This is a genomic window from Litorivivens lipolytica (genome assembly GCF_014191715.1).
Lineage (GTDB): Bacteria > Pseudomonadota > Gammaproteobacteria > Pseudomonadales > Spongiibacteraceae > Litorivivens > Litorivivens lipolytica.
Window position 1 is genome coordinate 528,841 of the sequence record NZ_JACHWY010000002.1, and the last position, 20,230, is coordinate 549,070.

At 55.2% G+C, this 20,230-nt stretch carries 17 protein-coding genes and 1 tRNA gene; 14 read left to right on the top strand and 4 right to left on the bottom strand.

Translation table 11 applies throughout. The annotated features are described in order from the left end of the window. Positions 1 to 169 precede the first annotated feature (169 nt). Both FHR99_RS10795 and FHR99_RS10800 read left to right on the top strand, forming a co-directional pair. On the top strand, positions 170 to 2,266 hold the full coding sequence (locus tag FHR99_RS10795; RefSeq protein ID WP_183410663.1) for an alpha/beta hydrolase family protein: 2,097 nt from the start codon (positions 170 to 172) through the stop codon (positions 2,264 to 2,266). A 74-nt stretch (positions 2,267 to 2,340) separates the two neighbouring features. Next, positions 2,341 to 2,417, top strand: a tRNA-Pro gene (locus tag FHR99_RS10800). Between the two features lie 261 nt (positions 2,418 to 2,678). On the opposite strand, the gene FHR99_RS10805 is transcribed toward FHR99_RS10800, so the two are convergent. Continuing rightward, a complete protein-coding gene (locus tag FHR99_RS10805) occupies positions 2,679 to 4,001 on the bottom strand; it encodes an outer membrane protein assembly factor BamB family protein (RefSeq protein WP_183410664.1) in 1,323 nt (440 codons plus the stop codon). Positions 4,002 to 4,228: 227 nt separating this feature from the next. Here FHR99_RS10805 and FHR99_RS10810 point away from each other — a divergent pair, with 227 nt between their 5' ends. Next, complete coding sequence (locus tag FHR99_RS10810) at positions 4,229 to 5,095, top strand: sugar phosphate isomerase/epimerase family protein (RefSeq protein WP_221200464.1); 867 nt, start codon at positions 4,229 to 4,231, stop codon at positions 5,093 to 5,095. Between the two features lie 105 nt (positions 5,096 to 5,200). Next, positions 5,201 to 6,199: a Gfo/Idh/MocA family protein gene (locus FHR99_RS10815; RefSeq protein ID WP_183410665.1), complete on the top strand. Its 999-nt coding sequence runs from the start codon at positions 5,201 to 5,203 to the stop codon at positions 6,197 to 6,199. Positions 6,200 to 6,208: 9 nt separating this feature from the next. Here the strand turns inward: FHR99_RS10815 and FHR99_RS10820 are convergent, their stop codons facing one another. Beyond that, positions 6,209 to 7,150: a DMT family transporter gene (locus FHR99_RS10820; protein ID WP_183410666.1), complete on the bottom strand. Its 942-nt coding sequence runs from the start codon at positions 7,148 to 7,150 to the stop codon at positions 6,209 to 6,211. Positions 7,151 to 7,322: 172 nt separating this feature from the next. Here FHR99_RS10820 and FHR99_RS10825 point away from each other — a divergent pair, with 172 nt between their 5' ends. After that, positions 7,323 to 8,621 carry a spinster family MFS transporter gene (locus FHR99_RS10825; protein WP_343067527.1) on the top strand — a complete coding sequence of 433 codons (1,299 nt, stop codon included), beginning with the start codon at positions 7,323 to 7,325 and terminating at the stop codon, positions 8,619 to 8,621. Between the two features lie 51 nt (positions 8,622 to 8,672). Here FHR99_RS10825 and FHR99_RS10830 read toward each other — a convergent pair whose 3' ends face one another. Beyond that, positions 8,673 to 9,119, bottom strand: coding sequence for a nuclear transport factor 2 family protein (locus tag FHR99_RS10830; protein WP_183410667.1), 447 nt, complete (start codon positions 9,117 to 9,119; stop codon positions 8,673 to 8,675). A 31-nt stretch (positions 9,120 to 9,150) separates the two neighbouring features. Then, positions 9,151 to 11,184 (bottom strand): NADPH-dependent 2,4-dienoyl-CoA reductase, encoded by a 2,034-nt coding sequence (locus FHR99_RS10835; RefSeq protein WP_183410668.1) that lies wholly within the window; start codon positions 11,182 to 11,184, stop codon positions 9,151 to 9,153. A gap of 118 nt (positions 11,185 to 11,302) precedes the next feature. On the opposite strand from FHR99_RS10835, the gene FHR99_RS10840 reads away from it, so the two are divergent. From FHR99_RS10840 to FHR99_RS10880, 9 genes are all read left to right on the top strand, one after another. After that, positions 11,303 to 11,854, top strand: a complete 552-nt coding sequence (locus FHR99_RS10840) for a PadR family transcriptional regulator (protein ID WP_183410669.1) — start codon at positions 11,303 to 11,305, stop codon at positions 11,852 to 11,854. Positions 11,855 to 11,931: 77 nt separating this feature from the next. Then, a complete protein-coding gene (locus FHR99_RS10845; protein ID WP_183410670.1) occupies positions 11,932 to 13,362 on the top strand; it encodes an aldehyde dehydrogenase family protein in 1,431 nt (476 codons plus the stop codon). A gap of 68 nt (positions 13,363 to 13,430) precedes the next feature. Further along, positions 13,431 to 14,246, top strand: coding sequence for a hypothetical protein (locus tag FHR99_RS10850; protein ID WP_183410671.1), 816 nt, complete (start codon positions 13,431 to 13,433; stop codon positions 14,244 to 14,246). A 99-nt stretch (positions 14,247 to 14,345) separates the two neighbouring features. Further along, on the top strand, positions 14,346 to 14,627 hold the full coding sequence (locus FHR99_RS10855; protein ID WP_183410672.1) for a hypothetical protein: 282 nt from the start codon (positions 14,346 to 14,348) through the stop codon (positions 14,625 to 14,627). Then, the gene (locus tag FHR99_RS10860; protein WP_183410673.1) at positions 14,624 to 15,247 is read left to right on the top strand and encodes a gluconate 2-dehydrogenase subunit 3 family protein; all 624 of its coding nucleotides are present in this window, start codon (positions 14,624 to 14,626) and stop codon (positions 15,245 to 15,247) included. The genes FHR99_RS10855 and FHR99_RS10860 overlap by 4 nt, the downstream gene beginning before the upstream one ends. An 8-nt stretch (positions 15,248 to 15,255) precedes the next feature. Beyond that, positions 15,256 to 16,956, top strand: a complete 1,701-nt coding sequence (locus FHR99_RS10865) for a GMC oxidoreductase (protein ID WP_183410674.1) — start codon at positions 15,256 to 15,258, stop codon at positions 16,954 to 16,956. Positions 16,957 to 17,013: 57 nt separating this feature from the next. After that, positions 17,014 to 17,868, top strand: a complete 855-nt coding sequence (locus tag FHR99_RS10870) for a ThuA domain-containing protein (RefSeq protein WP_183410675.1) — start codon at positions 17,014 to 17,016, stop codon at positions 17,866 to 17,868. Next, positions 17,865 to 19,058 (top strand): Gfo/Idh/MocA family protein, encoded by a 1,194-nt coding sequence (locus FHR99_RS10875; protein ID WP_246386750.1) that lies wholly within the window; start codon positions 17,865 to 17,867, stop codon positions 19,056 to 19,058. Before FHR99_RS10870 ends, FHR99_RS10875 begins: the two co-directional genes overlap by 4 nt. After that, entirely contained in the window at positions 19,055 to 20,104 is a 1,050-nt protein-coding gene (locus tag FHR99_RS10880) for a sugar phosphate isomerase/epimerase family protein (RefSeq protein WP_183410676.1), read from the top strand. Before FHR99_RS10875 ends, FHR99_RS10880 begins: the two co-directional genes overlap by 4 nt. The last annotated feature ends 126 nt before the right edge of the window (positions 20,105 to 20,230 follow it).

Genomic DNA, 20,230 nt, shown 5'->3' on the forward strand with positions numbered 1-20,230 from the left:
AGGCCTTAACTTACTGACCTGACGGTTTTTTATCAATTGCGGGCGGGTTTCCACGAGCGGAAATTAAAAAATCCGCTTAGGGGGTATACGCGTATGTACTAAGTTCGGATGTCAACAGGGTAGACCATCCTGTTAGACTGTGTCAGGTGTAAACATAGTGAGAAATAGCATGCCTGTAGTTCGTATTGTGAAGGCCTTGTTGGTCCTGCCTGCCGTTGTGATTCTCAGCGCCTGCAATGACAGTAGTTCATCGGATTCGCCTGAGCCAGTAACGGCATCCAGTGTCCCCGTAGTTACCGCGCCGCCGCCGACTCTCCAGTGTGATGAATCTGAGCGATTGCCCCGGGATGAGGAGGTTCGGGTTGTTAAGGTCACCAACAACTTACGGAACGTATACGATACGGACAATTATGATTTCGATCTCCTTGAGATTGACAGCACCACCTTTGAAGTGAGCATTGCCCTACCAGAGCGCTGCCCCGGTGATCGGTTTCCGGTGGTTATTGACTCTCACGGCTACGGCGGGGAACTGTCGGGCGAGATTGATGAAGACGGTGTTGTAGATGAGACGGCACACTTTCCTCAGATTCGGGATCTGTTTCGGACCCTCCCTCATTTTGGTTACGTCGCAGTTTCCTTTAACCAGCGCGGCCACGGCGAATCCCAGCCGGATAACGGTGGTGGTCTGGCGCGAGTAATGGATCCTCAAGCCGAAACGCAAGATGCGATTCGCTTGCTCGACTGGCTGGCTGAAAATGCGGCGACTTACAGTATCTACACTGAAGACGACACCGGCATTGCCAATGACTTTCGTGTCGGCCTGATCGGCTACAGCTACGGCGGAGGTTGGCAGTTCGCGCTTGCCCAGTTGGACAAACGTGTGGATACCATTGTGCCAGTAGGTACCTGGCACAGCCTGATTAATAGCCTCCTGCCGGGCGATGCTGTGAAGCTCTCATTTGATGGCTTGCTTTGCCTGTTTGCCGAAGGTACGGGTGGCCCGGACAATCCCGACGTTACCAATACTCCTGCGGTTGAGGATATGTGCGATCTGATTGGCTACAGAAGTGCTGAGGCCAATTTCATTCGTACGAAAGATGATTTGATGAGCCGGCTGGAGAACGATCATGGCTACAAGCGTGATGTGGTGCTGCAGATGTTTAACCGCCATATGCGTCATTTCCAGAATCAAAATGGTAAAGGGCCCTGGTGCGATACAGATCGCCCCGGCTGCACTGATACCAGCACCTTTGTAGCACGCAACGTTCCTACCTTGCTGATTCAGGGCAACCGCGATGTACTCTTTAACATGACCGAGGCGTATTGGAACTACAAGTTCCTGTCTTCGCTGGGCGATCAAAAAGTGGCAGTGCTTACCAATGAGGGCGGTCATATGAACCCCCTCGATAACCTGTATGAAGGCGACTCCCATTGCGGCGACGTTGACGGCCTTGAGGTAATTCGCAAGTGGTTTGCTTATTATCTCAAGGGCGAAAGCTCGGAGGACTACGAGAACCTGTCTACCGTATGTATCTCGGTGGCGGATACCGATGATGCGCATAAAGCACAGGCCCAGGGGTTGTTACTCGATGATTTCCCCAAAGGTAGCCAGAGCGTGGCAACCGGTGGCGTGCCCACACGGCTGGAAAGCGGCAGCATCAGCATTGGTGCCGGCAGCGGGGGAACTGACGTGGCAACGCCTGCGTTCCTAGAGGTATTCACTGTTCCGGAAAGTGCAGGCGATAACTACGTCCTTGCGGGAATCCCGAGCATCGATGAAATTACCGTTCAAAATGTCGAGGGCAACCCCAATACCGCGATCGCCTTCTTCGGCGTTGGTATTCAACGCGGGGTTCGCAACATTCTGGTGGACGCTGAGGTGACTGGGCTGGTGGAAAACCCAGACTCAGGCGTGCCCTATACCGGTAATCCAAACGTCGTTGGTACCGACAGCTTTCTGTTGCCGGGAGTTGGCGAGCGCCTACAACCAGGGGATCGCGTAGGCTTGTTGTTTTATCAGCGACATGTGCAATTCAGCGCTGTGATCAGTGGTTCATCGGCCACCGGTGGCACAACCTTGGTACAGACCGCAGGGGGCGAACAGCTGCCGGTCGACCCTGTCGCATCCGCGGTCAACGCAGCGAATCCAGATATCAACGAGCCAAACCCCTATACCGTGCAGGTGCGCGGCATCGAATTGCCGATTTTTGACCTGCGTTTGCTGCCTGCCAACGCGCTCAGTCAAGGCCCGGAACCGGCTAACTGAGGGATTGTTGAGTCGGTCATAGGCCTTTGGTATAGTACCGCGCCTCGCCGATATGGCGAGGTTCGCGAGTCAATCGGAGTGTAGCTCAGCTTGGTAGAGCACTGTCTTCGGGAGGCAGGGGTCGGAGGTTCAAATCCTCTCACTCCGACCATTTTTAGATGGTCCAAAAGATACGGTTGACGCGGGTTTAAGAGGTTTTCGTTCAAGAAGCCTCTTTCCTTTTCCCTTCTGAAAAATGCCTAAGCCTTATAAGAAACGCGGTAGTCTCAGGGCTTACTCTTTAACGGGTTTAAACACCTGAATACCGCCCACGGGCTCAAAACCGCTTCTTAGAAAGAAGGGTAACTGCGGATCAACGCCGTACTTAAAGATCGAGGTCGCGGTACCTGAGAGCGTCAAGTAAAGGTTGTTGTCAGCATCCGGGACAACAGGCACCGGAAGCATCCCGGCTATCAAAGGTCGCAATCACCTCGCCAGAGCCCGGGTCAATCTGCGCGACAACGACTTTGCGTGGCTGGGGAAAAGGAGTTGCGCCGAGATCGACCTGATAACAGAGATCGAGAAACGTCCATAAGCCGGTGTCTGTGACGGTAATCAATCCGTCTACGGTTGCAACACGATCAAATAATAGATGCCAATTCAGCTGTTCCTTGGCGACGTGGTGGTAGTCCCGGCGCCACTTGATAGCCCCAGTTTTTCCATCTATAGCGACAATCGTTCCCTGCTCGCCATTAAAGGAATAGACGGTGCCGTCAGGTCCAATGGATGGGGAGGCCTGCCCCATGGTATCGCTGGCGCTCCACTTCACATCACCGCTTTCGCTGTCGACGGCGATCATTACGCCATGGTCGTCAATCGCGTAGACAAGTTTCCCGTCAGGAGAAATGGCCGGGCTGGTGCCGGAGCCGCCCCCCATTGGTGTGGCAAATGCGATCTTTATTTTTGAGTCGGCGATGTCTATGCCGAACAGTACGCCGTCTTCGGGGTTTTCTGCGGCGGAGGTGATGAACAGGCGGCCAGAGGTATTGTGAATCGCCGGGGTATTGGTGACCGCCATATTGCGACCGTAGAGAATATCCCACAGTGGCTGGTGAAAGACTTCAGCGATCAAGCCGCCTTGCCAAATACCCGGCGGCAGGTCAGCGGAGGGTTTGCCCTGGCTTACTGGCAGCGTTAGAACGGGGGCAGCCAGCTTGCCGCTGTCGCGATGAAAAAACGCCACTTTGCCGTCGCTGCTGACGCCGCCGATCCAGCCATTGGGATGAAAGACGGGAGTGATAAACAAGCCATCGATGCGGTGATCCTTGAAATTAACAACCCAGCGTTTTTCGCCCTCCGGCGTAAACGACCACAACTGATTCAAGTCGTTGGAGTAGACATTATTGTCAGTATCGATAATGGGCGCAGAAATGACGGCGCCGTAATCAACATCATCAAGTGACTGCATGGGCGGTGTTTCCCACAGCAGCTTCCCGTCGCGGCTAAAGGCATGCAGATGACTGGTGCCCTGTCCGCGACCGGTGGGCACATACAGTTGACCTTGGGTGTCAAAAATCGGCCCAACAAAAATCGCGGCGCCCTCAAGTGCTTCCCAATAGGGTTCAACCTTGGTGCTTGGCGAGAGAGGAACATAATCCGAGTTGTGGCTGTCACCGTGCACACTCACCCAGTGACTGTTAGCGTAGGGCTCGGGGCTGGTAGCAGCGACTGTCTGACTAAAGAATCCCAACGCCATGGCTGCCGAACACGATCTTATTATTCTTTTCACGCTTTGGGTCTCCTCGAGCGATAAATCCGATGTGGGCGATTGAACTACGCATCGTAAAAACACAGCCGTGCTGTCAGATTGCCATAGGAGTGGTTTATGGAAGCATCCCGCATTTGGATGAGAGGAAAAGTGACCCTGCAAGCCATTTGCACTACAGTCCGGATGCTCGATATCGGGTTTTACAGAGGGTTCGGATGAGTAAGGTAAAGCGCTCAATTGGGATAGGTGTCAACGCCTGGGTATGGACCTCGCCGTTTGATGATAGCGCAATACCGCTGATTCAAAAGGCGGTGGATATGGGCTTTGATGCATTTACCGTACCGGTCGAGGCGCCCGAGCTGATCAATGTCAGTAGCATCCGGTCTGCCCTGCAAGATTCCCCGGTTCGTTTGCATGTGTCCGGCGCCTATGGCCCCGACCGGGATTTAACGCACGACGATCCTGCCGTTCGTAAAAACAGCCTGAATTATATCCGTGACACGCTTCGGCTCTGTGAACAACTAGGCGTGAAAATATTGGCAGGACCGGCCTATTCTGCTGTGGGTAAGCGTCGGCAAATTAGCGCGGAACAAAAGAAAGTCGAGTGGGAGCGGGCGGTCGAGGGGCTGACGCAGGCGGGCAAGATGGCCGCGGATCATGGCGTGACGATGGCGATTGAACCTCTGAATCGTTTCGAGACCGATCTGATCAATACGGCTGCTCAAGTTAAGCAATTGATTCGTGATATCGATTTGCCCTCAGTCAAAATTCATCTGGATACCTTCCATATGAATATTGAGGAAAAGTCGGTTCTGGATGCAGTACGTATAGCGGGAGACGATCTGGTTTATGTCGATGCCAGTGAAAGTGACCGGGGCGCTCCGGGCTCGGGTCAGGTGCATTGGCAAGAGCTGGCCCAGGGGCTTGCCGAGATTGGCTACCGAGGTGACTGCATTATTGAGTCATTTACTCCCGATTGTAAAACCATTGCGGATGCTGCAGCTATCTGGCGGCCGCTGGCTGCCAGTCAGGATGATCTGGCAAAGGACGGCAGGAAATTCCTGGTTCAGCTTCTCCAGTAACGGCTGGCTTGCGCGGTAACCGCGTCAGGTGTAAAACAGATCAAATAACATGCAGAGGCCTCGGTTGTTAAGGTCTGACAATAATCATAAAGATGGCATAGAGAAATGACGCAAAAAGTTCTTCGAATCGGTGTACTGGGAGCGGCTCGTATTACGCCGATGGCACTGGTCTCTCCTGCACGGGAAAACCCGCAGATTGAGCTGGTCGGTATCGCTGCCCGTGATGTAAAACGCGCACAAAAATTTGCGGCCAAGCATGGGCTTACCCAAGTGTTCTCGTCTTACGAAGAGCTTTTGGCCTCGCCCGATATTGATGCCATCTACAACCCCCTGCCGAATGGTTTGCACGGTCATTGGACTATCGCGGCGTTAGAAGCGGGCAAACATGTGTTGTGTGAGAAGCCGTTTACCGCGAATGCCGAAGAGGCCGAGAGAGTGGCGGAGGTTGCACGACGTAGCGGTCTGGTCGTGATGGAGGCCTTCCACTACCGCTATCACGCGCTGACTGCGCGCATGCTTGAAATAATCGCTTCAGGTGAATTGGGTGAGCTGCGTCATGTTAAGTCGTGGATGCATATCCCGCTGGTTATCGAAGATATCCGTTGGGATTACCGACTCGCGGGAGGCACCTTGATGGACGTAGGTTGCTACGCGATACATCTGTTGCGGACGCTGGCGGGGCAGGAGCCTGAAGTGGCATCGGTCGAGACGAAACTGAAACGCGAAAACATTGATCGCCGAGTCGATGCCGAGTTTACGTTTCCCGGCGGTTTTACTGGAGAAATGCATATCTCGATGCTGTCTCGCAAGCTGATCGGGGCGGGCGCGGAAGTGACGGGGTCGCTCGGATCAATGCGAGTATTCAATCCGATTGCGCCGCAGCTATTGCATCGATTGACAGTCACTGCGGGAGGCAAGTCGCGCAAGGAGACAGTGCCGAAACAGCCATCGTCCTATGCGGCTCAACTTCAGGCATTTGCCGATGCGGTTTTGGATGGAGCCCCCTTTCCAACGACGGCCGACGATGCCATCGCGAATATGAAAGTGATTGACGCTTGTTATCGCACGGCCGGCTTGCCATTGCGACAACCGACACCTGTGTAAAGGCTTATCTCAGCGGTAGAGTCGTCGGATCAGGCTGGAAACTACTTTCAGCCGATTCACCAACAGCGACAGAAAGATCAAACCGCAGCCGATCAGCTGCGCGCCGCTCATGCTTTCCGCGAACCAGAAGGCGGCAATAATCGCCACCCATACCGGCTCCAGAATCATAATCACCACCCCGTTGCTGTGGCGCGTAAGGCTCTGGGCATAGGTTTGTACCAGAAAGCGCAACGCGGTACTGATCAGGGCCGAGGCGATAATCCAGAAGGCGAAAATGGGTTTGAACTCGGTAAGGGTTTTTGTCCAGGGTTCGAGCATCAGGGATAGCAAGCCGGTAATGATGCCCACCGAACCGAGCACGACGGTGGTTAATGCCAACACAGGAATTTTGGCGGTTTCACTGGTTCGGCCATCGGCCAGTGTGGTGGATTGGCTGTTGGCGGCCCGGGTGTTGAGATTGAAATACAGGGCAAAGATAGCGGCGGAAACCAGTAGCAGAATCTGTGCGCTTTCAAGTCGCAGGCCGTGACTTAATGACAAAAAGGCCAGACCCGTGACGGCAAAGGGCATGGCCAGCCAGGTATAGAAAGGAATGGCCTCACCGAAGAACAGCCGGGCGATCAGCGGGACCATGATGACGCCCAAGCTGGCGATAAAGGCCGCTTCGCCCACGTGGCTGGATTGCTGTAAGCCAACGACCCAAAAACTCATGGCGATGCCAAATACAGCGCCAACGCGCAGGCAGCGAATTAATCCCGACAGACCGATGGTGGGCAGCTGCTTGCGTGCAAATAGCGCCAGAAAGGCACTGGCCAGCAAAAAGCGAATTGACATGAACTGCAGGGGCGGCATCACGGTAACGGCTTCTCTGGACAGTATCCAGCCCAGCGCCGCCAGCAGTGTGACAACGAGCAGGAGCAAGTCTGATTTTGCGGTGTTGTCCAGCGGCATGGCAGGAACGTTTGTCGAGATAGAGGAAGCATTCTAACGGAAGATGCCCTCAAAGACTTGGTTCCAGAGCGCTTGCCGGGTCATTGTGCAAAGGTGAGTTATAGTTAATCCTGCAGGGCCACCTGCTTGGCATACTGCGTGAACCTCCCCAACGACAAGCAACGGTGATCCTGTGTCGCATACCCAGTTCAGCCCCGGTTATCGAAACTACGTACTCGCTATTCTGACGCTGGGTTACCTGCTGAATTTTGTTGACCGTCAGGTGATGACGATTCTGCTGGAGCCGATCAAGGCGGAGTTTGGCGCCACTGATACGCAGATGGGTTTTCTTACCGGGTTTGCCTTCGCGTTGTTTTACGCCACGCTCGGTGTGCCGGTAGCGAAACTGGCCGATAGTTGGTCGCGAACCAATGTGCTTTCCATATCCATGAGTGTGTGGAGTCTGGTGACGGCACTGTGTGGTATGGCGGTTAACTTCTGGCAGCTGGCCTTGCTGCGCATTGGGGTCGGCGTTGGTGAGGCTGGTGGTACGCCGCCATCCCAGTCGCTGGTGGCCGATTATTTCCCCCCGGAAAAACGTTCGTTTGCTCTCGGTGTGCTGTCGACCGCGCCCAATATTGGTGTGCTGGTAGGTTTGTTTGGTGGGGCGATTATTGCCGATATGTATGGCTGGCGCATGGTGTTTTTTGTGTTTGGCATTCCGGGTATTTTTCTGGCGCTATTACTGAAATTTACCGTGCGCGAGCCGGTAAAGGATAGCGGACCACTGATGCCCGAGGGTTTTATGCAGGGCATTAAGAATATTCTGGCTGTGCCGGCCTTCCCTTATATTGCGTTGGCAGTGGGCTTTACCGCGATCAGCGGCTACGGTTTTGGCGTCTGGTCACCGAGTTTTCTGATTCGGGTGCACGAAATCAGTCTGATAGAGGCGGGTCTGTATCTCGGTTTGATTGGGGCTTTCGGGGGTGGCCTGGGTACTGTGCTGGGCGGCTATATCTGTGATCGTATGGCGGCGAAGGATGTGGTTTGGCAGTTGCGCCTGCCCATGCTCGGTATTTTGATTTCACTGCCCTTGCAGATTGCCTTTCTGCTATGGCCGGAGGGTTCGGTATTTACCCTGTTTGGAAAAACCATTCCCGTTGCGATTCTTTTTATGGCGGTGTCTTCGGTCTTTGCCGGTTTCTGGATCGGGCCGACCTATGCGGCGGTGCAGAACATCGTGCCGTCTCACAGTCGCACTCAGGCTGCGGCATTGCTGCTACTTTCGTTTAATTTGCTGGGGATGGGGCTCGGACCTACGCTGGTTGGTCTGATCAGTGATGCCATTTCCGGGTACGGCGTTAGCTCGATTCGCTACGCCCTGTTGCTGAGCTTGTCGACCACGCTGGTGGGCGCCTTTTTATACTGGAAGGGCGGTAGTCACTATGTTTCCCAGATGAATGTGTCTCAGATGAAAAAGCCGCAGGCATAAAAAAGCGCAGCGGGGCTGCGCTCTCAGAGTGGGGGTGGTTTTGCTGTGTAATCAGGGGCGATTCTTTACCTTGAAGTCGGGCATTGCATTGCCGACGCGCTCTGCCATGGCAGCACCAAGCGCCTGCAGGCCGTTCAAAGGTCTGATCATTACTTCAAAGTCGGTAATCAAACCCTGTTCGTCAAAGCGAATCATATCGATGCCTTTAAGGGTTTTGTCACCCACCTTGGCACTGAATTCCAACACCACATTCAGACCGTCTTCACTGCCAAACTGGCGGTGGTAGGTAAAGTCTTCGAATATCGTGATGACGGTGCTCAGCGCAAGAATCAGCGCCGGTGCCGGGGTGTAGGGGTTGATCGACATGGGCGAGCGGAAAGTCGCGTCCGGGTGGACGATCTTTTCCAGCGCTGCGAGATCCAGCTTTTCTACCATCTCGTGCCAGGCCGCCAGTGATTTGGCGACCGCCGGATGCAGGTTGTTCGGTGCTTCTGTCATGCTGTTCTCCCTTTTATTGTTGAACCGTCTGTTACAGGCTGGCCGCCAGTCGGGTGCCCTGATTGATGGCGCGCTTGGCATCCAGTTCCGCCGCTACATCGGCGCCGCCAATAATATGGACCTTGATGCCTGCGTCCTGCAGTGCATTGGCCAGTGTGCGCTCTGGCTCCTGCCCAGCGCAAATCACGATGTTGTCCACCTCCAGAATCTCCACGCCGTCGGCGGTTTCGATATGCAGGCCCTGATCGTCAATCGCGCGATACTGTACGCCGGGCTGCATGGCAACGCCGCGAGCTTTCAGCGAGCTGCGGTGAATCCAGCCGGTGGTGGTGCCGAGTTGGGCGCCGACTTTGCTGGTTTTACGCTGTAACAAGTGCAGGCTGCGCTGAGCGGGGGAAATATCCGCGGCTTTCAAACCACCGGGTGTGGTGTAGTCGGTATCAACGCCCCATTCGCGGAAAAAAGTTTCCGTGTAGTCGCTGCCCTGCTCGTCATTCGCCGGTTTCTGATGGGCGAGATATTCTGCAACGTCAAAGCCGATGCCGCCGGCGCCGACGATGGCAACCCGGTCACCCACCTCAACGCCGTTTTTCAGCACATCGAGATAGCTCACCACTTTCGGGTGATCGACACCCGGTATTTCCGGCGTGCGCGGTGCAATACCCGTGGCGATAATGACCTCGTCGTATTCGCCGTTTTTTAAGTCGTCGGCACTGACGCGCGTGTTCAGGCGCACGTCGACATTTTTCAATTCCAGCTGACGGCGGAAGTAGCGTAGGGTTTCATTGAACTCATCCTTGCCGGGAATACGGCGGGCGATGTTGAATTGGCCGCCAATGTCCGCGTCCGCTTCAAACAGGGTGACTTTATGGCCACGCTCTGAGGCGGTGACTGCGCAGCTCAAACCGGCCGGGCCGGCACCGACCACGGCGACGCGTTTCGGTGATTGCGAAGGTTCTATCAACAGTTCGGTTTCGTGACAGGCGCGAGGGTTTACCAGACAGGAGGTGATCTTGCCGGAGAAGGTGTGATCCAGGCAGGCCTGATTGCAGCCGATACAGGTGTTGATCTCATCAGCGCGGCCTTCGCGGGCTTTCACCACAAACTGGGAGTCGGCTAGGAAGGGGCGAGCCATCGACACCATATTGCAGTAGCCTCCGGCCAGCAGTTCTTCGGCTACTTCCGGAGTGTTAATGCGGTTGCTGGTGACCAGCGGAATATTCACCTCGCCCATCAGCCGTTTAGTTACCCAGCCAAAAGCGCCGCGCGGTACTTTGGTGGCGATAGTCGGTACCCGGGCTTCGTGCCAGCCGATACCGGTATTGAGAATGGTGGCGCCAGCCGCTTCGATGGCCTTGGCCAAGGTGACGACCTCTTCCCAACTGGAACCGCCTTCCACCAGATCCAGCATGGACAGGCGATAGATGATGATGAAGTTGGTGCCTACTTTCTCTCGAACCCGGCGCACGATCTCGATCGGGAAGCGGATGCGGTTTTCGTAGGCACCGCCCCAGCGATCGTCGCGATGATTGGTGCGCTGGGCGATAAACTCGTTTATCAGGTAGCCCTCGGACCCCATGATTTCCACGCCATCGTAGCCGGCGTATTGAGCCAGCGACGCGCAGTTTACGTAGTCGTCGATGGTCTGCTCGATTTCTTCATCGGTCAGGGCGTGGGGTGTAGCAGAGTTGATGGGTGCCCGAATAGCGCTCGGGGCCACCAGGTCCTGATGATAGGCATAGCGGCCAAAGTGCAAGATCTGCATGGCGATCTTGCCACCGGCTTCGTGCACGGCAGACGTAATAATACGGTGCTCATTGGCCTCTTCTTTGGTGGTTAGTTTGGCGCCGCCGGGCAGGGGAACGCCGCGCTCATTAGGCGCGATACCGCCCGTGACCATCAGGCCAACTTCGCCCTTGGCGCGCTCTGCATAGAACGCCGCCATCCGCTCAAAGCCGTTTTCGGCCTCTTCCAGGCCCACGTGCATGGAGCCCATGATCACGGGGTTACGCAGGGTGGTGAAGCCCAAATCCAGTGGGCGGGTCAGGTTCGGGTAGTGACTCATGGGGTCTGCCTCGTACATTTGTGCAACTAGTTGCAATTAATCCTGCATCAAATTGCAACTGGTTGCAAATAATTTTGGATCGGTCAGACTTTGTCGAAATTGCCCTGTGGATGAATCTATGTCCCTCCGTCACGCCCTGTTGACTGCCTTGATTGAAAAGCCGGCCTCCGGTCTTGAGCTGGCCAAGCGCTTTGATCGCTCTATCGCCTACTTCTGGAACGCGACCCACCAGCAGATTTATCGGGAGCTGTCGCGAATGGAGAGCGAAGGCTTGATTGAATCCACGCCCGAGGAAAACGCGCGCGGGGTGAAGAAAAAGCACCGTGTCTTGCCGGCGGGGCGAAAGGAACTGAAACGCTGGATCAGCGAGGGCAGTGAGCCGGCGCCTTTGCGCGACCCGATGATGGTGCGATTGCGGGCAGAAGGGGTGGTGGGGCCGGCTGGTCTGGCGGATTCCCTGCGGGCTCAGCGCAAGCAGCATTTGGCCAAACGCGCGCTCTATCGGGAGTTTGAGGCGAAAGATTACAGTGAACCGCCGAAAGATCGCGCGGCGGCGCTGCGCTACGTAGTGCTTAAATCCGGTCTCAAATATGAAGACTACTGGATCGAGATGTTGGATGAAGCGCTGGCGGTACTTGAAGAGTTTGACGCCCAGCCTACCGAAAATTAACGATTCCACGCATTGTGCAGCCGCAAGCTGAGCGGTAGGGTTGAGCACCTGAGATCAATAACAACGCGGGGCAGATTATGCACACAATTTCCAAGCACTATATCAACGGCGAGTGGCTTGCTTCAGATGCCGTCAGCTCGGTTCACAGCATTATCAATCCGGCGACGGAAGAGGTAGTCGGCGAGCTGCATTTTGGCGGCAAGGCTGACGTGGATCGTGCGGTGCAGGCAGCGCGCGCGGCTTTCCCGGCGTTTGCTTCTTCGTCTTTGCAGAGTCGGGTCGATATTCTCAAGGCCATTGTGGCTGAGTACGAAAAGCGTTTTGACGATCTGGCTAAAGCGGTCAGCACAGAAATGGGGGCGCCGCTGGAGCGCATTGCCAAGGGCGCGCAGGTGCCGATTGGCATGGGGCATTTTCAGACCGCGATTGCCTTGGCAGATAGCATTGAATGGGAAACCCGCCGCGGCAGTGCGATCGTAACGCGTGAGGCCGCCGGTGTTTGCGCCCTGATCACGCCCTGGAATTGGCCGCTGAATCAGATTGCTTGCAAGGTGGCGCCCGCGCTTTTGTCTGGGTGCACTATGGTGCTGAAGCCCTCGGAATTTGCGGCGCTGTCTGGGCAGATTTTTGCCGAAATTATGGATGCCGCCGGGGTGCCCGCGGGTGTGTTTAACGTGGTCTGGGGCAGCGGTCCGGACATTGGCCCGCACATGGCGTCTCACCCGGAAGTTGATGTGGTTTCACTGACCGGTTCCACTGCAGCCGGTGCTTCCGTATCGCGCAGCGCGGCGGACTCGATCAAGCGCGTATCGCTTGAGCTGGGCGGTAAATCACCCAATATCATTCTTGAAGATGCACCGCTGGAAGAGGCGGTGACAAAAGGTGTGCTCCACCTTCTGAATAACAGTGGTCAAAGCTGCAACGCGCCGTCGCGGATGTTGGTGCCCGAGTCGCGTCTGGCCGAAGCCGAAGCCATCGCCGTGGCGGCGATGGGCTCGGTAAAAGTGGGCGATCCACTGGCGCCGGATACCACTACCGGGCCGCTCGCCAACGGTCGTCAGTTTGAGCGGGTGCAGGCTTTGATTGAGCGTGCCGAATCAGAAGGGGCACGCAAGCTGGTTGGTGGAACCGGCCGCCCCGAGGGATTAGATAAAGGCTACTTCGTCAAACCCACCTTGTTCTCGGTGCCGGATAACAAAGCAACCATTGCCCGGCAAGAAGTCTTTGGGCCGGTGCTGACAATGATTCCCTATCGCGATGAAGCCCATGCGGTCGAAATGGCCAACGACACAGAGTATGGCTTATCGGCCTATGTCTATGGCGGTTCGATTGAAAGTGCACGCAAGGTCGGTCGTCAGATTCGCGCTGGGCAGGTTCACTTGAATGGCGCAGGGCCAGATTTGCAGGCGCCGTTTGGTGGCTTTAAACAGTCAGGTCTCGGCCGCGAGTGGGGGCCTGCCGGGGTAGAGGAATTTACCGAGCTTCGCGCCATGCTGGGCGCTGAATGAAATGATTGGCTAAACCCGAAAACTGGCGCATAGTACGCGACTTATTTTACCCGTTTGTGAGTCGCGCTATGCCGGTTTTCAATCCTCTTTCCCGTTCTGTATCTCTTGGTCTGACCGTCGCCGCTGTTGTGGTGGCAGGTTGTACTGTTACTCACCAGCAGGCTTTAGAGCCGCTGGACTGGGTGGGAGCAGACATTGAGCGCTATCCCGTAACCGGCGCCGGTAGTTGGGCGCGACTGCGCAAGCAACCTTTGTTGTTCGGCCCGTTTACTGGCGAGGTCGTTGCGCAATCCATCTGGAGCTTGCTGCCCGCCACCACAAACTCTGACGTGCAAGTTTCTGTGGGCAGTGACAGTCCGCGTGGTCACCAGCTGAACAGCGGTACCGTGACCCAGCACAACGAATCCGAATTGCAGGTAAATTTCAGTGGGCCGGAAGGTCCGCTGGCTAATCTGCGTTGTCGTCAGATGCTTCATATTGAAGAAAAGCAAACCGGCATTCGTCGCAATGATGGCACCGACTCCATGTCGATGAAGGAAAACGTTGCCTATACCGCCGCGTTGAACTGCAAATCTAAAGGAGCGGGCCCGCAGTGGCCTCAGTGGCAACTGGATATGAGCACTAATGAGCCTGAACCCATGCAGGGTGTTCTGGAGGTTGCCGGTACCCGCTTTGATGTGGTGGGCAGTCAAGCGTCGACCATTGGCCAGGCACCGTCGACGGTCAGTTACGAAATCCGCCGTGGCGAACATACCCTGGCGCTGATTGATCGCAGTGGTGATGGCACGGTGAGTCTGTCCATGCCGGCGGGTGATCGTCAGCACAATGCCTTTGCCGGCGCCGCTGCGGTGCTGCTGCTCGCCAACGATCCTCTCCAGCCCTGACAGGGCCTGTACGCGCTTGACAGGGTATTCTCGGGAAACTAATGTAAACGTTTACGTTGCGTCATTGCTGTCCCTGTTTCTGTAACGCGAGTCTAGGATATGAATAACAACAGACCGCAGCTGAGCCGGCGGCGCCTTATTGGAGGTGTCGCGGTCGCGATCTTTCTCCTCTGGTGTCTTGAGCCTACGGCCTGGCTCTTTTACGAGCTGTACCACCTTAGCGGTATCGGCCCCGTTTACTACGGTTACAGCCTGTTTCGCGCGGGCGGCTATTTCTTTGGTCAGTCGCCTTTACATGTACCAGTGAGTTTTCTGGCTGGACTTATGATTGCGCTGCCCTGGTGGCAGGCCCTGAAATCCTTGATCGGGAGGTCATCATGAATCGCAGGCAGTTTCTGGAATGCGCCGCACTGCTGATTACCGGCGCCACGGCGGCTCAGGCCGGATTTACCTTGACCGAAGAACAGCGGGTCTATCTGGCCACGGCCCCTAACTATATCGCCAAGCCTGGTGAATTTCTGCCCGCTGAGCAGAAGGCAACGCTCGCCATGCTCACTGAAACCATTATTCCGCGCACAGAGACGCCGGGTGCAATCGATGCCGGTGTGCCACGTTTTGTGGAACTGATGGTCTTTGAATGGCTGACTCCAGAGGAGCGCGCCATTTTCCTGAATGGACTCAATGATCTGATGGCGACCACGAAGGAATCCTTTGGGGCACCTTTTGAAAATTTGAGTGAGAAGCAGAGAACCGGGATTCTGGAAGAACTTGAGGCTGACGCCAGTGACTCTCCTTGGTATGACCTGGGGAATACCGGGATGGGAGAGTTTGTTAGCGATGCTCCGTTTATCTGCAAGCTAAAGGAATTCACTATTTGGGGTTTTTTTACTTCTGAGGTGGGCGCGACTCAAGTACTGCGTTATGAAGCTATGCCGATGCGCTTCGATGGAGATTACCCGCTAGGTGAAGACGACAGCTCGTGGTCTGGCATGGTGATTTAGGGGGAAGGATGAAAGCGATTAATCAGGATTTTGATGCGATTGTCGTGGGCTCTGGCATCTCTGGCGGCTGGGCGGCGAAGGAACTGACTGAGAAAGGTTTGAAGGTGTTGGTGCTGGAGCGCGGCGCCGAGCTTCGTCACAGTGTGGACTACCTCGGTGAGCACGCGCCCGACTGGAAGTTGCCCTATCAAGGCAAAAAACCTCGTGAGCTCTACCGCGAAGAGTATCCGGTACAGAGCACCAGTTACGCCTTCAGTGAAGCAACGCGTCACTTTTTCAACAACGACAAACAGAACCCTTACGTTCGCGACGAAGGCAAACCCTTTAACTGGATTCGCGCCAACGTGGTTGGCGGGCGTTCTCTGCTCTGGGGGCGTCAGACCTACCGCTGGAGCGAACAGGATTTTCAAGCCAACGCTCAGGACGGACATGGTATCCCCTGGCCCGTTAGCTACAAGGACCTCGCGCCCTGGTATTCCTACGTAGAAAAATTTATTGGCGTCAGCGGTGAGCCGCTGGGGCTGGATGAGTTGCCCGACAGCGAGTTTTTGCCGCCGATGGGAATGCACAAAATTGAAAAAACCATCAAAGGACGACTGAAGCGCAAAGCGCCCGATCTCAAATTGACAATGGGGCGTGCGGCGATTCTGACACAAGATCATAAGGGGCGTGCTGCCTGTCACTATTGCGGCCCTTGTCATCGAGGCTGTTCGACCGGTAGTTATTTCAGTTCCCAAAGCTCAACCCTGCCTGCCGCCAAGGCTACCGGCAAACTGACCCTGCGGCCGGACTCTGTTGTCGAAAAACTGATTTATGATCCCGACACAAAGCGCATCAGTGAAGTGCGCGTTATCGATAGCCGCACAGGAGAACGTTTCTCTTTCCGCTCCAGAATCGTTTTCCTGTGCGCTTCGACGGTGGGTTCAACCCAAATTCTGATGAACTCCGCAAATGAATACTTTCCTGAAGGTTTAGGCAATCGCAGCGGTGCTTTGGGTCGTTACATGATGGATCACGCGCTGGGAATGTCGGCGTTAGGATTCTTTGTCGATGACATGGATAGCTATTGGTACGGCAATCGACCAAACGGCACCTACATTCCTCGCTTCAGGAATCTGAAGCAGCAGGATGAATCACTCGATTTTGTACGAGGTTACGGTTTTCAGGCCAATGTGGTGAGAATGAATTGGCAAACCGGCTTAAACAAGAAAGGCTTTGGTGCAGACCTGAAAAACTCCCTCCGCAAGCCCGGTATGTGGGTTTGGGCTTTGTCGGCTTTTACCGAGTGTCTGCCTGATAAGCGTAACCGGATGACGTTGCACCCAACAAAGAAAGATCGTTTTGGTATTCCGCAAGTCGTGTTTGATGCCACTTGGCGGGAGAACGAGTACAAGTTGTGGGCGGATGCCGTACAGCAGGCGGATCGTATTATGAAAGCGGCTGGCGCGGTTTTCTCGATCCAGCAGGACAGCATAGAAGTACCTATGGGGTCCGGTATTCACGAGATGGGTACGGCGCGAATGGGGGCTGATCCACAACAGGCGGTGGTTAACGCTAATAATCAAGTGCATGGCATTCCCAATCTGTTTGTGACGGACGGCGCGGCCATGACATCCTCATCTTGCGTAAATCCCTCACTTACCTATATGGCCTTTACCGCGCGCGCCTGTGATTTTGCGGTTAAGCAATTGCAAGCGGGTAAGCTTTGATCTTTTAAATCTCAGGTTGTCTGTAAAGCAGGCTCGTTTTTAAAAAGGAAGTTCACAATGAAAAACTGGCTAAAACCCGTTTTGCTGAGTTTTCTGGTGCTGCTGATAGCACTGCTTGGCTATGGCTATTATCAGTTAAAAGCCAACGGGATCATTCCCCGAAAGATTTATGAAACCGAAGCTCCCGTAGTATCTGTTTTCGACAAACCGGCGATTCTGGTGTTTACCAAAACCAACGGTTTTATTCACAAAGATGCGATTCCTGTCGCCAAGCAAGTACTGGGTGAGTTGATAGTGGCTGAGGGCTGGATCGTTTACCAGACCGACAACGGTGCGATTCATACACCGGAGCTGCTGGAAAAGTTCGATGCTATCGTCTGGAACAACGTCTCCGGTGACGTGCTGACCGCTGATCAGCGTGAGGCCTTGAAACAATGGATTGAAAACGGGGGAGGCTGGTTGGGCATTCACGCTTCCGGCGGCGATTTCAGTTATGAGTGGGACTGGTATGTCGACACGCTGATTGGCGCGCAGTTTATTGGTCACACCATGGATCCTCAGTTTCAGGATGCCGATGTCATGGTGGCTGACAAGACCGTCGAGCTTACCTCGCACCTGCCTGATCCGTGGAGCGTTAAACAAGAGGAGTGGTATGCCTTTGATCAGAATGTACGAGAGAAGGGTTACGAGATTCTGTTAACTCTGGATGAGTCTAGTTACATCACGCAGGGCGAAACCTGGATAGGCAATGACCGTATGCCCGGCGAGCACCCCATTGCGTGGCGTCATAAACTGGGGCAGGGGCGTGTACTCTATTCGGCTATTGGTCACCAGCCGCACACCTACAAAGTACCGGAGTATCAAACCTTCCTGACCAAGGCCTTGCATTGGGTGCGGGGCGAACAGCAATGACAACTATTCCGCGCAAAATCCGCATGGGCATGGTCGGGGGTGGCCCCGGTTCCATGATCGGCCCGATTCACCGCGCCGCTGCTAATCTGGATGGTCAGATTGAATTGGTTTGTGGTGTTTTTTCCAGCAAAGCAGATATCTCTAAAGCGCAGGGACGCGAGCTTTTCCTGCCTGATGAGCGCTGTTACGCCTCATTTGAAGAAATGATGCAACGCGAAGCCCAGTTGCCGAAAGGGGAGCGCATGGATTTCGTCGCGGTCGTGACGCCCAATCACCTGCATTTCCCCGTCGCAAAAGCAGCGCTGGAAAATGGTTTTCATGTCTTGAGCGATAAACCGGCTACCTTGAATCTGAGCGAGGCTGAGGCGCTGGCGGAATGCGTGCAGAAAAGCAGTTTGCTCTATGGTCTGACCCATACTTATGCCGGTTACCCGATGATCAAACAGGCCCGCGACATGGTGCGCGAGGGTCGCTTGGGCAAGGTGCGCAAAGTCTTAGTCGAGTATCCGCAGGGCTGGTTGTCTCAGGCGGGAATAGAAGCGGGTAGCAAGCAGGCCGAGTGGCGGCTTGATCCCGCGCGATCCGGTGCGAGTACCTGTGTCGGTGATATTGGCTCACACGCTGCACATCTCTCTGAATACGTGATCGGTAGCGCGATTACCGCGATATGCGCCGACCTCGGGTCGGTGGTGGAAGGTCGTCAAATGGACGATGACGCGGCAATTTTGCTGCGTTTTCAGAACGGCGCGCGCGGGGTGCTGATTGCCAGTCAGATCTGTGCGGGCGAAGAAAACAATCTCAAAATTCGGGTTTACGGAGAGCATGGGGGGCTGGAGTGGAATCACACCGACCCGAACACGCTACTGCTTAAACCCCTAGATGCTAACCCACAAGTATTTCGCGCAGGTGGCCCGGACATGACGCCACTGGCGGCGGCTAATTGTCGTACCCCCGGTGGCCACCCGGAAGGCTATCTGGAAGCCTTCGCCAATCACTATCGCAACTTCGCCGGTCAGGTGCGTGCGCGCATTGAAGGTCGTGCTGCGACTGATGTTGAGTTGGATGTTCCGGGCTTGTCTGACGCCCTGCGTGGCATGCGTTTTATTGAATCAGCGGTGGCGGCTTCGGCCAGTGAAACGAAGTGGTTTTTGCTGCCTGAGCTTCAGCTTTTACAGGAGAACACACCATGAAAGGTCCGGCTATATTTCTAGCGCAATTTGTTGGCGATGAGCTGCCTTTCAACAGTCTGGATGGGCTCTGTCGCTGGGCCGCAGACCTTGGCTACAAAGGCATTCAGCTCCCCACCTTTGAGCGGGGCCTGATCAATCTCGAACAGGCGGCAGAAAGTCAGGATTACTGCGATGAGTTGAAAGGGCGCATCGCCGATGCAGGGCTCGAAATTTCCGAGCTGTCGACGCATTTGCAGGGCCAGCTGGTTGCGGTGCATCCCGCCTACGATGAGTTGATGGACGGTTTCGCGATTCCCGAAGTGCGCGGCAATCCCGCTGCGCGACAGGCCTGGGCCGTGGAGCAACTGAAGCTGGCAGCAAAGGCCAGCGAGCGTCTGGGGCTGAAAGCCCATGCGACATTCTCGGGTGCCTTGTTGTGGCACACCTTTTACCCCTGGCCCCAGCGCCCGGCGGGCCTGGTTGAAACCGGTTTCGAAGAACTCGGTAAACGCTGGCGGCCGATTCTGGATGCCTTTGACGAGGCGGGCGTGGATTGCTGCTTCGAAATTCATCCCGGTGAAGACTTGCATGACGGCGCCAGCTTCGAGCGCTTTCTCGAGGCGGTCGATCACCATCCGCGCGCGGCGATGTTGTACGACCCCAGCCACCTGATTTTGCAACAGCTCGATTATCTCGCCTTTATTGATCACTACCACGATCGCATTAAGGCTTTCCATGTGAAGGATGCGGAGTTTCGTCCCAATGGTCGCAGTGGTGTATACGGCGGCTATCAGGGCTGGGTAGATCGCCCGGGGCGCTTTCGTTCACTGGGCGATGGTCAGATCGACTTCAAAGCCATCTTTAGCAAATTTGCTCAATACGGTTATGAAGGCTGGGCGGTGCTGGAATGGGAGTGCTGTCTGAAACATCCGGAAGATGGCGCCCGCGAAGGCGCACCTTTTATCCGCGATCATATGATTCGCATGACGGATCGTGCGTTCGACGACTTTGCCGGCGTGGATGCCGATGAAGCCTTTAATCGTAGGCAGCTCGGTCTTGAAAACTAGTGAACCAAGCGTCATTGCGAGCCCGCGAAGTAATCTAGTTATCAACAAGAGATTGCTTCGTCGCAGGGCTCCTCGCAATGACGCAGACAGCAAATAATAAAGGCTCTTAAGGGCCTATAAGAGGAA

Coding starts and splice junctions, on each gene's coding strand:
- FHR99_RS10795 (WP_183410663.1), top strand. CDS start 170: ATGCCTGTAGTTCGTATTGTGAAGGCCTTGTTGGTCCTGCCTGCCGTT.
- FHR99_RS10805 (WP_183410664.1), bottom strand. CDS start 4,001: ATGGCGTTGGGATTCTTTAGTCAGACAGTCGCTGCTACCAGCCCCGAG.
- FHR99_RS10810 (WP_221200464.1), top strand. CDS start 4,229: ATGAGTAAGGTAAAGCGCTCAATTGGGATAGGTGTCAACGCCTGGGTA.
- FHR99_RS10815 (WP_183410665.1), top strand. CDS start 5,201: ATGACGCAAAAAGTTCTTCGAATCGGTGTACTGGGAGCGGCTCGTATT.
- FHR99_RS10820 (WP_183410666.1), bottom strand. CDS start 7,150: ATGCCGCTGGACAACACCGCAAAATCAGACTTGCTCCTGCTCGTTGTC.
- FHR99_RS10830 (WP_183410667.1), bottom strand. CDS start 9,119: ATGACAGAAGCACCGAACAACCTGCATCCGGCGGTCGCCAAATCACTG.
- FHR99_RS10835 (WP_183410668.1), bottom strand. CDS start 11,184: ATGAGTCACTACCCGAACCTGACCCGCCCACTGGATTTGGGCTTCACC.
- FHR99_RS10840 (WP_183410669.1), top strand. CDS start 11,303: ATGTCCCTCCGTCACGCCCTGTTGACTGCCTTGATTGAAAAGCCGGCC.
- FHR99_RS10845 (WP_183410670.1), top strand. CDS start 11,932: ATGCACACAATTTCCAAGCACTATATCAACGGCGAGTGGCTTGCTTCA.
- FHR99_RS10850 (WP_183410671.1), top strand. CDS start 13,431: ATGCCGGTTTTCAATCCTCTTTCCCGTTCTGTATCTCTTGGTCTGACC.
- FHR99_RS10855 (WP_183410672.1), top strand. CDS start 14,346: ATGAATAACAACAGACCGCAGCTGAGCCGGCGGCGCCTTATTGGAGGT.
- FHR99_RS10860 (WP_183410673.1), top strand. CDS start 14,624: ATGAATCGCAGGCAGTTTCTGGAATGCGCCGCACTGCTGATTACCGGC.
- FHR99_RS10865 (WP_183410674.1), top strand. CDS start 15,256: ATGAAAGCGATTAATCAGGATTTTGATGCGATTGTCGTGGGCTCTGGC.
- FHR99_RS10870 (WP_183410675.1), top strand. CDS start 17,014: ATGAAAAACTGGCTAAAACCCGTTTTGCTGAGTTTTCTGGTGCTGCTG.
- FHR99_RS10875 (WP_246386750.1), top strand. CDS start 17,865: ATGACAACTATTCCGCGCAAAATCCGCATGGGCATGGTCGGGGGTGGC.
- FHR99_RS10880 (WP_183410676.1), top strand. CDS start 19,055: ATGAAAGGTCCGGCTATATTTCTAGCGCAATTTGTTGGCGATGAGCTG.